The following is a 10,295-nucleotide window of genomic DNA, read 5'->3' as shown; positions in this document are numbered from 1 at the left end:
GGGCGGCGTAGTCAGGGCTTCCAGCCCTGACTGTTCCAGCCCCGACACCGTCAGGCCAGGATGGCCTGACTACGCACTTTCACGATAAAGCCTCAACCTCCTGTCCCCTGCGGCCGGAACGACGATCAAGGCCCTTTCAAGACTAACTGCGAGGTCTTTCTGCCAGCCGGCGTTGTCCGGATCCGCGGCGGCCAGGCGCTCGGCGACATCCTTGGCTTGGCCGTAGAACTTGGTGGCCTCGGCGAGGTCGCCCCGGTCGAGCAGGGTATCGCCCCGATGTGACAGGGACACTGCGCGCCGCCGCTGTATCTTTAGATCATCCTTATCGACCCCCAATCGCTCGTAATAGCCCTCGATCCGCCCCTGCACCTCGGTCAGCAGATCGAGCTGGCCCAGCGGCTCCAGCTTGTCGCGCAGGTCGAAGACCATGAACTCGATCAGCCCCTCCGCCTCCCCCCGCGCCCGGGTCGCGCGCTGCGCGGCGGTCAGTGCCTCGGTCTCCTTTTGCACGGCGCGCTGCCACTGCCACCAGGCCACTGCGCCGAATCCGGCCAGGGCGATGATCACGACCGCCACGGTGCCGCGGACCAGCCGCCCCTGCCGGTTCGCCCGGCGGCGCGCGGTGCGGATGTATGCCTCATCGTCGCGGCTCAGATCCTCCGGCCGGGCGGTGAGCCAGCCCTCGGCCTCCGCCAGGGGCGGGCCGCCGATCAGGTAGCCGGGGTCCTGGGCGTGGGCCTCCCACTCGGCCATGCGCCCGCGCAGGCCCTCCTGCCAGGAGCGGAAGCGGTGGTCGTCGGCGACCCAGGTCCGCAAGCGGCCCCACTCGCGGATCAGTGACTCGTGGGCGATCTCGGCCACCGGCTGGCCCTGTGCGTCCTGGGAGGTGACGATGAGGCGGCTGCGGGCGAGTTCAGGCAGCAGTGCCTGGTCCTGCTCGGGGATGCGGCGCAGGCTCGCGACCTGGCGGGTCGCCTCGCCCTCGCGCCCGCCGGGGCGCACGAGCTGGACCAAGATGCGCCGGGCGGCGGGGCGCTGCGCCGCGGGCAGGCCCTCGAGCACGGCGTCGGCGTAACGGGAGATGGCGCCGCGCACCCCGCCGATGCCTTGCAGCGCATCGGTGTCGATGACCCGGGCGCGCTGCTCTGCCCACAGCAGGGTGAGGGCGAACTGGAGCAGGGGCAGCCGGGGTCGCGCGGGGCCGTGTTGGTGAACAGTTCCTCGAACTGGTCGAGCACCAGGAGCAGGCGGCCGTCCGGGTCGTCCGCCAGGGACTCGGCCAGGACGCGCACCGGCCCCTGGGGTCCGTCCGCAAGCTGGTCGCGCAGGCGTCGGCGCTCCTCGGTGCGCTGGGCCAGCGTCAGTCCGTCGAAGGGGTCCTCTCCCGGGCGGGCGACCAGGCAGCGCCACTGCCCGCGCCTGTGCAACTCCGGGATCAGGCCGGCGCCGATCAGCGAGGACTTGCCGCTGCCGGAGGGGCCGATCAGGGTGATCAGGCGCTCCGCCGTAACCCGATCCGCCAGGGGCCGCGTCAGGTCGGCGCGGCCGAAGAAGTCCGGCTCGTCGGTGGGTCCGAAGGCGGACAGGCTCTTGAAAGGGTTGCGCGGGCGCCAGGTGCCGTCCAGTTCGGGCCAGGCGGCGAAAAGGGTGCGGGTGGGGATGAGAAAGGCCGCCTGGTCGGCCGTGCGCGCCGCGACCACCAACCCGACCACCCCGCCGCGCCCCGGGTCCCAGGCGCCGGTGCCGCTGAACCCGCCCTCCACCAGGCCGCGCTCGACGTCGAGTTGGACCCAGCCGCGGGCGTTCTCCCCGCGGCAGGTGCCGGGCCGTCGGGTGCCCTCGTCGCGGCCGGCGGGAAAACCGAAGCAGTGGACAGCCAGGCCGTTGGTCTCGTCGGTGTCCTGGGCCAGGAGCGGGGCGGGCGCGGCGGCGGCCGGGGCGGCGACGGCGAGTTCCAGGACGGCGATGTCCTCCGGACCCTTGCCGCCGTCCTCGCGCATGGGCCACCAGCAGCAGACCAGGCCCGTGGTGCGGAAGCCCTCGTCGAGCAGCCCTCGTCGAGCAGCGGCAGGTCGACCGGGATCGGCTCCGTCGGGGCCTGCGTTGCGGCCTGCTCCCGCCCCAGTGCCGCATTGACCACATGGGCGCAGGTGAGCACATGGCGCGGCGTGACCACGAGTCCGCAGCCGACGGTCTCTTGCTGGGCCGCGGCCTTGGTCTACTTGAATTCCAGTTGCAGGCTGGTCCATCCCTGCCGGGTCGCGCGCGGGTTGTCGCTCGAGGTCCAGCCAACTCAGGAACTCTCTATGTCCAGTGTCGATCCGATGGCCGCCATGGCGGCGTCGATCACGCGGTTGGTGACCGGCGCCGCGGTGTGGATCATCGCCGCCCTGGTCTGCGTCCTGGCCCTCAAACTCCTGCTGCCCGGGCTGCGGGGTCGTTTGGGGGAACGGCGTGTCGCCGCGGTGCTCGATCGCATCGGGGTCGACACCTTGCACGACCTCATCCTCTCGCGGCGGCGGGCCTGTCGCCGATGTCACGCCCTTTCAGGGCTGAGATCCGCAACAACAGACCACCCAGGGCGTTGCCCTGGGCTGGTATGTCACGCCCCTTCGGGGCTAGCGGTCGCGGCAAATGAGAGGTAGTGGTCATGTCGCTCGGCAAGGTCCGTGATGCCCGTATGCACCGCAACCCGTTCAATACCCTCCAATAGCAGCCACCATTCGTCCCTGCTTAGGCCGTCGGTCAAGGATTCGGCCGGGAGATCGATGACGAATTGTCGTGGGTCAGGCAACGTCGCGAGCTTTTCCGCCAACTGGTCGGGAAGGTCTAATGTGATTTGCATGTCAAACCTCGAATTCCGTCTATGTGCGGCCTGATCCCTTTCCGGGCGCCCAAACGAGGACCGGCGCGCCCCGGGTTGCCCCAGGACGCGCCGGTCAGGTCCCCCCCGACTAGTACCTATTGCCTTGTCAGCGGATGCGCACGCCATTGACGGCCGTCGTCAGATCGGCCATCGTGACCTGGACCACCAGGTCCTTCGGGTCCGCGTCCTCGCTGAGGGAGGCGACGGCACGCCGCACGGCCGCCAGCGCGGCGCGGGCGCAGACGGCGGCGACCTCGGCCCCGCTGAATCCGGCGCTCGCCTTCACCAGTGCCCCGATGTCGATCTCCCCGATCACCGGCTTGCCCTTCAGGTGAACCTTGAAGATCTCTTGGCGTCCCTCGTCGTCCGGCAGCGGGATGTGGATGATCTCATCGAAGCGCCCGGGCCGCAGGATCGCCGGGTCCAGGATGTCCGCCCGGTTGGTCGCACCCAGGACCAGGACGCCGCGCAGGTCCTCGATCCCGTCCATCTCGGACAGGAACTGACTCAGCACCCGCTCGCCGACCGGGTTGTCGCTGCCGGCGCTGCCGCGGGCCGGGACCAGGGCGTCGATCTCGTCGAAGAACATGATGCAGGGGGCGGCCTGCCGCGCCTTGTGGAAGATCTCCCGCACACCGCGCTCGGACTCGCCCACATACTTGGACATCAGGGCCGGACCCTTCACCGAGATCACGTTGACCTGGGTCTCATGGGCGACCGCCTTGGCCAGCATGGTCTTGCCGCAGCCGGGCGGGCCGTCCAGCAGGATGCCCTTGGGCGGGCGAACGCCGGCCTGCTCAAAGAGGTGCGGGTATTTGAGCGGCCAGGTCACGGCCTCGCGCAGGAGCTCCTTGGTCTCGTGCAGGCCGCCCACGTCCTCCCATTTGACGTTCGGAATCTCGACGAAGACCTCGCGGATGGCGGACGGCTCCACCTCGTGCAGGGCGTCGAGAAAGTCGTCCATGCGCACCTCGAGCTGGGCCAGGCGCTCATAGGGTACCGCGTCCAGGCCCAGGTCCAGTTCCGGCATCAGGCGGCGCAGGCAACTCATCGCGGCCTCGCGGCACAGTCCCTGCAAGTCCGCACCCACGAAGCCGTAGGTCACGTCCGCCAGATGGCTCATGTTGACGTCGAGCGCGAGCGGCATGCCGCGGCTGTGGATCTCGAGGATCTCCAACCGGCCGTCGCGGTCCGGGATGGGGATCTCGATCTCCCGGTCGAAGCGCCCGGGCCGGCGCAAGGCCGGGTCGATGCTGTTGGGGATGTTGGTCGCGGCGATGACGATCAGGTTCTGGCGCGTGTTGAGCCCGTCCATGAGGGCCAGCAACTGGGCCACCACGCGCTTCTCGACCTCGCCCAGGGTCCCCTCACGCTTGGGCGCGATGGCGTCGATCTCGTCCAGGAAGATGATGCTCGGCCCCTTGGCCGCCGCTTCCTGGAAGATCTTGCGCAGGTGCGCCTCGCTCTCCCCGTAGAACTTGTGGATGATCTCCGGTCCGCTCACGGAGAAGAAGTTCGCCTCGGCCTCGGCGGCGATGGTGCGGGCGATCAGGGTCTTGCCGCAGCCGGGCGGGCCGTACATCATCACCCCCTTGGGGGCGTCGATGCCGAGCCGGTCGAAGAGCTCCGGATAGCGCAACGGCAGCTCGATCATCTCGCGGATGCGCTGGAGCTGGGGCTTGAGGCCGCCGATGTCCTCGTAGGACACGGGATTGGGCCCGGTGTTGGCGGCCGCGGCCTTCTGACCCTTGGGTCCGCTGATCACCAGTTGGGTGGTGGGGTTGATGATGACGGTGCCGCGCGGGGCGGTACCGACCACGCGGAAGTCGGTGGAGCGGCTGCCGAAGAGGGTCACCCGTACCCGGTCGCCCTCGCGCACCGGCAGGCCGTCGAGCAGGCTGCCGATGTAGGGCAGGTCGCGCTCGCTGGGGGTGACGGTGGTGGGGGCGAGCGTGATGCGCTCGGCCGGGGCGTGTTCCGTGACGCGCAGGAGCACGAATTCGTCGAGCCCGGCGCCCGCGTTGTCACGGCTGATGCCGTCGAGTTGCACCCGGCCCTGACCGCGGATCTCCTTGAAGGCCGGCAGTACCTTGGCGACCGCGCGGCGCTTGCCCTCGACCTCCACGATGTCGCCGATGGCCACGCCCAGGCGGGCCATATCGGCGGGGTCCATGCGCGCGAAGGCGCGCCCCACATCCTTGCTCAGGGCCTCCGAGACCTTCAGTCTCAATTCGCCGTTTTCGTTCATCGGCTGACTCTTATGCGGCATCGGACTTGACCTTGCGGCACTTGACCTCGACCACCCCGTTGTTGCAGGTGATGGTCAGACCCTCTTTGGTGCAGTGGGCGGGGAGTACGATTTCTTTGTAGTAGGAGCGTTCGCCCTTGCCGGCGCGCAGCGTCAGGATGTCTTCTGCCACCTCGACCGACACGGCCTCGACCGCCACCCCCGGCATCTCGGCCACCAGGTGCACCTGATCGGGTTCGTCGAAAATGTCGATGACCGGCTCCCTGACCTCCTGGACCACCGCATGACCCGTGACCTTGTCCCGTTTGATATTGCCGAAGGGCTCCACCTTGACCTCGTCGCGGTCGCCGCCGATCCCGCTGCGAACGGTGAACCCATACATACCCTTGAAGTTCTTGCCGTCGCCCCCCTGGACCTCGAAGTTGCCCTCGCGCTTCATCTGATCGCCCTTCTCAGCCAATTCACTGAGCTTCTCGATCAGTGTGGAGAGTCCACCGAAAAAACCATCGACCGATCCTGCCTGACGTTTACGGTTAATCATCTGTCTGTACCTCGTTGTGGGCGATCGGCGGTCAGCCGCCTGCCATCAGCCTCGTGCGCCGTGTTGGTTGCTCGATGCGATCCGCTGCTGCCGGCGTGTGGGCGCGGACCGTCTTGGCTCCGGGGTGTCCGGGCCCCGCGGGATTCAGTGAGCACCTTCGCCCTCCGCCTGGACGGCGACCGTGTCCGACCCGACCGGGGTACCCAGGGGGTAGGCGACCTGGATGTCCGGGTCCAGCCAGGGGGTGATGTCGTGCAGCATCCCCAGAAACAGGATGCCCAGGTCCCCGGGGGCCAGGGTCGAGTTGATCCGTTCGGCGATAAAGCGGTCGCGTGCCTTGAGCAGTACCCGCGCGTGCATCTGCAGGGCGTCGCGTCCGTCGCTGTCCAGGCCTTGGTGCCCCGGGTCCAGCAGGCGTTTGGCCAGGTTGTACTCCTGGAGCAACAGCGGGCCGGATTCGGTTCCCATCAGGATGGCGCCGCGGGTGTGCAGGCGCAGCAGGATGCGGTGATTGCGGCTGCCCTTGTAGGTCATCTCCTTGACGATATCGAGTTCGTGTTCGCAGATGGGTAGCCCATCCTGGTAGAGCCGGGTGCGCTCCGGATTGAGATCCATGCCCTCGATCAGCCGCTCGATCTCGTTCCACATCTGATCGACCGTGTGCACCCGGCGCCGCCAGGCCTCGGCCCCCAGGGCGGTACGGGTGGCCGACTGCACGGGCTTGCCCAAGGCGCCCAGGTCCACGACGCTGTGGATGACCGGGCAATAGATCAGGGCGCGCGGCTCGGTGAGCGCGTGGGAGCCGGATTCCTGGTCCCGTTCGGCGGTGCCGGACATGGCGGTGCTGGCCGTGACGATCTAAACGGGGACCTCGGCGGCGGCGGACTGCTTCAGCAGCAGGGCCTCCAGCCGGGCCAACCGATCCTCCAGCGCCTTGGTGTCCTGCACCGGCGGCGCCAGTGCGGGGGCGGCTTCGGGGGCCGGCAGGGCGCCGGCCGCGTCCTTCTTGGTCAGCCCCTTGAACATGGCATTGTCGGACCACCAGTCGATGCCCATCTCGCGCGCCTTGTCGACGGAGCAGATGACGAGGCGCAATTGGATGGTGAGCAGCTCGATATCCACCAGCTTGATGCGGATATCGCCCGCGATGACGATGCCCTTGTCCAGGACCCGCTCCAGCAGGTCGGCGACACTGGTGCTGTTGGTGGAGTGGGTGAGGGTGGCGCGTTGCATGGACATGGTGGCAATCTCAAAAAAGCTTTCCGAGCGGGCCGAGGTCGAGGTTCAGGTCCTCTTCCTCGAGGTCGAAGAGGCGGCGCAGGCGATCGATCTCTTCGGTCTGCCGCATCAGGGTCAGACCCACTTGCTCGATCTCGTCGTCACACAGGTCACCGCTGTCCATGCGCCGGATCGCTTGGCGCTCCAGCAGCACATGCAGCAGTTTCACCAGGGTCAGTACCAACTGGCCCAGGCCCTTTTGGACACGTTCGGGATCGATGTCGATGCGGCGACTGGTCGCGGCGACCTTGGTCTCCAAGAGGTCGGCCAGCAGGTTGATCGGGCGGGCGGTCTCCGGCGCGCCGGTCGGGTCGGCCGCCGGTGCGACCTTGGATGCCGCCTTGGCCGTGACCGGTGCCGCGGTGGGGGTGGTGTGCAGCGATCGAATGCTAGCCATGGGCAAACTCCCGCCGTGCGGTCGCGACCGAGGTGAGTACCAGTTGCAGGCTGAGATAGAGCAGGTCCACGTTGGCGACGGCGATGGTCAGTTCGCCGGAGACCACGGCCCCCTTGTTCAGGATGCGGTCCAAGGCCTCGCACAACGAGACCCGCTGGAGGTCCTGAAAGCTGTCCGCGGGGGTCTCGGCCCGTTCACCAATTGCGAGCATCATGACCGCAGCGGCTCCTGTGTGGCGGGGTCGGATACCAGGGCGGGCACCTCGCGGGCTTCCTCGTATTCGTCTCCATCCTCTTCCTCATCGTCATCGTCATCGTCCTCATCGGACCCTTCGGCGTCGGCCTTGGCGTCCAGGGCGTCGAGTTCATCGAGCAAGGTCTGTTCCCGGTCGTCAAAGACCTCCTCGGTGATCTCGCCTTGCTCCAGTGACACATAGAGCGCGCTCAGGGATGCCATGATCCCGTCGCGTCGCGAGCGTTGTTCCTCCTTGGCCGCGTTTTCGATCTCGCGAAAGACCCAGAGGATTCCCTTGACGGGAGCGGCCAGCAGATCGTCGACCAGCAACACGGAACACCTCCAATGGGCACGGCCGGGTGCTGATGGGCACCGGCCGCCAGGTCAGCTTGGGAAGGGCCGGGCGCTCACAATTGGATGTCCATTTCCACGAAGTTGTGCGGTGCCCAGGGCCCGTTGAAATCAAAGGTATAATTGTTGTCGAAGGGGCGTGCCGCCTGCAGTACCGCCTGTTCGAAGCGCGCCAGATCGGCGCGGTTCACCAGACAGGCCAGATTCATGATCTCCTTTTCCGTGCGGCACTTGTTGCGCTTGAGTTCGCGGCAACAACCGCGCATCACGGCCTCGACCTGCTCGGTGTACTTCTCCCGGTCCTGCTCCAGCAGGCGCTCGAAGCTGCGCCCCAGGGTGATCATCTGGTCCTGCGTCAGGTTACCGCCGTCGCGGAAATAGTCGTCGCGTAGTTCCTGCAGCTCCGGGTGGGCGCCGACGAAGAATTCAAAGATGTTGGGAACGTCCCAGGTCATGCGCAGACCCATCTCCACGCCATCGTTCACCCGCGCCAACTGGTCCAGAAAGGCCGTCCGGTTATCCTTCAGGATCTTCGAGATGGCGGCATCGTCATCGGCCACCAGACCGAACGCGGCCGGCAGGGGGGTGAGGTCGCGCAGCAGTTGCTTCAGTACCTCCTGGTGTGCCGCCATGTTACGCCGTTGGGGGCGGATGCGCGCGCTGTCGAGATCGCTGACCACCGCGGCGACACGCCCGTCGCCCATGGTATAGACCTCGGTCTCCTCCAGTCCGATGTTCCCCAGGCTCCGCCGGCCCTGGTCGGGGATGATCGCGTAGATATAGTGCCCGACCGCCGCGGTCTGCTGGCTTGCCTCTTGCATCATTTGACCTCTTGCGCAGGTGGCGGCCACCGGCCGCGCCTGGCTTCAATGGTGGTTTCGATGGGTCTCAGCCGGGATTAGCGGGACGCGCCTTGAGCGCCGCGGCCGGGGCCGGGGTCTTGGGGGGGGCCTCCATGGAGCGCAATTGCCCCTCCTCGACGCGGACCGCCATCAGACTCTTGCACACCGCACAACGCAGGGGGCCCTGGTAGTCGTCGTAGGCCTCGCTGAGTTCGATGGAGTGACCGCAATACATACAATGAATAAGCATCAGTGTTTCTCCGCCGTCGTTAGGATTCGTCGTTAGGATTCAGTAGCGAATCTTAACGGGTTCGGCGTTCACCGTCTCGGTCGGCGGCGTCTGCGCCGCGGCGCGGGCGCGCCGGGGGTCACCCGGCGGTGATCCTCGCGACGGGCGCGCGCCCGGTGCCTGGGCGCCGTCAGCGAGTGCCGCCGCCGGTATCTGCGCGGGGATGGACTCGACCCCCAGAAGACCCAGCAGTTGCTCCTTTTCCCGGTCGATCTCCGCACAACGCGCATCGATGTTGGTCACCCGCAGCATCGCGCTGAGGCGCTCCTGCTGGCGACGGTGGCGTTCCGTCTCCAACGCGAACAGGCGCATATACATCTTGTGGGGTGTGAGGAGGTCATCGGCCTTGCCCGCGAGGGTCTTGATGTCGCGCACGGTGCGTGACGGCTGAGTGAACTTGGGCATGTCAGCTCTCCGCTTCGACGGCCTTGGGTCGGCGTGACCGGCCGCTGATGCGCGCGATGACCTCGTCGGCCGGTGATTCGGTCAGACTGTTGCCGTCGCGCCGGACCTTGGCGGAGTCCATGTCCAGGATGTCGCGGCAGATGTCGCGGAAGAAGGTGTTGTCGGCACGGGCGCTGAGCTTGCGGCTGGCCATCACGCGCGCGATGGCGATGCAGGCGCGCAGGGTCGGGCGATGGTGGTTGACGCTCTGGCCGCGCAGTTCGCGCACGATGTCGACCACGATGGCCGCCTCGCTCGCGGGCAGACCGGACTTGGCCTGGGTGACACGGATCTCGGTCTCCCGGTCATAGTGACCGATCTTCATGGTGATCATGCGGTCCATCAGGGCGTCCTGCGTCTTGTGGGTGCCCGCGTATTCCTCCGGATTGGAGGTGAAGATCACCCGGAACTCGGGGTGGACCTGGAGATAGCCCGCGCCCTGGTGGCGCCGGTTGGGGAGATTTAGGATGCCCTCGCCCAGGATGCTGAGGAAGAGGTTGTTGACCTCCGGGCGGGAGCGGTTGAATTCGTCATAGATCAGGGTCTCGCCGTTGATACAGGCGGTGGTGACCCGGTTGTCGATCCAGAAGGTGCGGACCTCTTCCTCGGTCTTGACCACGGAGTGGATGTAGTTGTCCACCAGGGTGTTGCGGCGGTAGCCGTTGTCCTGGCCGACCAGATCGGCGACCCCGAACTCGTCGTTGCCGTGGATCAGCTTGACCGGACGCCCGCGCTTGGCGGCGGCATGAAAGGCCAGGGTGGTCTTGCCGGTGCCGGCGGGACCGGCCAGGTGCACCGGGTAGCC

The 10,295-nt window shown here is 67.3% G+C and carries 13 protein-coding genes and 1 pseudogene; all 14 read right to left on the bottom strand.

Translation table 11 applies throughout. The annotated features are described in order from the left end of the window. Positions 1-69: 69 nt before the first annotated feature. Positions 70-1,155, bottom strand: coding sequence for a hypothetical protein (locus QZY48_RS28615; protein WP_366929803.1), 1,086 nt, complete (start codon positions 1,153-1,155; stop codon positions 70-72). Between the two features lie 108 nt (positions 1,156-1,263). After that, positions 1,264-2,000, bottom strand: a pseudogene (locus tag QZY48_RS35110) (hypothetical protein); the annotation flags it as partial. Between the two features lie 602 nt (positions 2,001-2,602). After that, positions 2,603-2,845 (bottom strand): hypothetical protein, encoded by a 243-nt coding sequence (locus QZY48_RS28605; RefSeq protein ID WP_295437070.1) that lies wholly within the window; start codon positions 2,843-2,845, stop codon positions 2,603-2,605. A 127-nt stretch (positions 2,846-2,972) separates the two neighbouring features. Further along, complete coding sequence (locus QZY48_RS28600; RefSeq protein WP_295437068.1) at positions 2,973-5,114, bottom strand: CDC48 family AAA ATPase; 2,142 nt, start codon at positions 5,112-5,114, stop codon at positions 2,973-2,975. 10 nt (positions 5,115-5,124) lie between these two features. After that, the gene (gene gvpH / locus QZY48_RS28595) at positions 5,125-5,655 is read right to left on the bottom strand and encodes a gas vesicle protein GvpH (protein ID WP_295437066.1); all 531 of its coding nucleotides are present in this window, start codon (positions 5,653-5,655) and stop codon (positions 5,125-5,127) included. 144 nt (positions 5,656-5,799) lie between these two features. After that, the gene (locus QZY48_RS28590; RefSeq protein WP_295437065.1) at positions 5,800-6,492 is read right to left on the bottom strand and encodes a hypothetical protein; all 693 of its coding nucleotides are present in this window, start codon (positions 6,490-6,492) and stop codon (positions 5,800-5,802) included. A 21-nt stretch (positions 6,493-6,513) separates the two neighbouring features. Beyond that, complete coding sequence (locus QZY48_RS28585) at positions 6,514-6,894, bottom strand: gas vesicle protein (RefSeq protein WP_295437063.1); 381 nt, start codon at positions 6,892-6,894, stop codon at positions 6,514-6,516. 10 nt (positions 6,895-6,904) lie between these two features. Then, the gene (locus QZY48_RS28580; RefSeq protein WP_295437062.1) at positions 6,905-7,330 is read right to left on the bottom strand and encodes a gas vesicle protein K; all 426 of its coding nucleotides are present in this window, start codon (positions 7,328-7,330) and stop codon (positions 6,905-6,907) included. After that, a complete protein-coding gene (locus QZY48_RS28575) occupies positions 7,323-7,544 on the bottom strand; it encodes a gas vesicle protein (protein ID WP_100919337.1) in 222 nt (73 codons plus the stop codon). Before QZY48_RS28575 ends, QZY48_RS28580 begins: the two co-directional genes overlap by 8 nt. Then, positions 7,541-7,897: a gas vesicle protein GvpG gene (locus QZY48_RS28570; protein WP_100919338.1), complete on the bottom strand. Its 357-nt coding sequence runs from the start codon at positions 7,895-7,897 to the stop codon at positions 7,541-7,543. The genes QZY48_RS28575 and QZY48_RS28570 overlap by 4 nt, the downstream gene beginning before the upstream one ends. Before the next feature lie 74 nt (positions 7,898-7,971). Then, a complete protein-coding gene (locus QZY48_RS28565) occupies positions 7,972-8,736 on the bottom strand; it encodes a GvpL/GvpF family gas vesicle protein (protein WP_295437059.1) in 765 nt (254 codons plus the stop codon). 67 nt (positions 8,737-8,803) lie between these two features. Further along, positions 8,804-9,007 carry a hypothetical protein gene (locus QZY48_RS28560; RefSeq protein WP_295437058.1) on the bottom strand — a complete coding sequence of 68 codons (204 nt, stop codon included), beginning with the start codon at positions 9,005-9,007 and terminating at the stop codon, positions 8,804-8,806. 39 nt (positions 9,008-9,046) lie between these two features. Continuing rightward, positions 9,047-9,451 carry a hypothetical protein gene (locus tag QZY48_RS28555; protein WP_295437057.1) on the bottom strand — a complete coding sequence of 135 codons (405 nt, stop codon included), beginning with the start codon at positions 9,449-9,451 and terminating at the stop codon, positions 9,047-9,049. Between the two features lies 1 nt (position 9,452). Beyond that, on the bottom strand, positions 9,453-10,295 hold an 843-nt coding region (gene gvpN, locus QZY48_RS28550), incomplete at its 5' end, for a gas vesicle protein GvpN (protein WP_295437055.1).

Source organism: uncultured Thiodictyon sp. (genome assembly GCF_903828115.1).
Taxonomy (GTDB): Bacteria; Pseudomonadota; Gammaproteobacteria; order Chromatiales; family Chromatiaceae; genus Thiodictyon.
Note: the sequence above shows the minus strand (reverse complement) of the source record. Positions and strands in the feature narration are given on the sequence as shown.

What these genes read in the sequence shown, in the direction of transcription:
- QZY48_RS28605 (WP_295437070.1), bottom strand. Translation starts at nt 2,845, where the DNA reads ATGCAAATCACATTAGACCTTCCCGACCAGTTGGCGGAAAAGCTCGCG.
- QZY48_RS28600 (WP_295437068.1), bottom strand. Translation starts at nt 5,114, where the DNA reads ATGAACGAAAACGGCGAATTGAGACTGAAGGTCTCGGAGGCCCTGAGC.
- gvpH (WP_295437066.1), bottom strand. Translation starts at nt 5,655, where the DNA reads ATGATTAACCGTAAACGTCAGGCAGGATCGGTCGATGGTTTTTTCGGT.
- QZY48_RS28590 (WP_295437065.1), bottom strand. Translation starts at nt 6,492, where the DNA reads ATGTCCGGCACCGCCGAACGGGACCAGGAATCCGGCTCCCACGCGCTC.
- QZY48_RS28585 (WP_295437063.1), bottom strand. Translation starts at nt 6,894, where the DNA reads ATGTCCATGCAACGCGCCACCCTCACCCACTCCACCAACAGCACCAGT.
- QZY48_RS28580 (WP_295437062.1), bottom strand. Translation starts at nt 7,330, where the DNA reads ATGGCTAGCATTCGATCGCTGCACACCACCCCCACCGCGGCACCGGTC.
- QZY48_RS28575 (WP_100919337.1), bottom strand. Translation starts at nt 7,544, where the DNA reads ATGATGCTCGCAATTGGTGAACGGGCCGAGACCCCCGCGGACAGCTTT.
- QZY48_RS28565 (WP_295437059.1), bottom strand. Translation starts at nt 8,736, where the DNA reads ATGCAAGAGGCAAGCCAGCAGACCGCGGCGGTCGGGCACTATATCTAC.
- QZY48_RS28560 (WP_295437058.1), bottom strand. Translation starts at nt 9,007, where the DNA reads ATGCTTATTCATTGTATGTATTGCGGTCACTCCATCGAACTCAGCGAG.
- QZY48_RS28555 (WP_295437057.1), bottom strand. Translation starts at nt 9,451, where the DNA reads ATGCCCAAGTTCACTCAGCCGTCACGCACCGTGCGCGACATCAAGACC.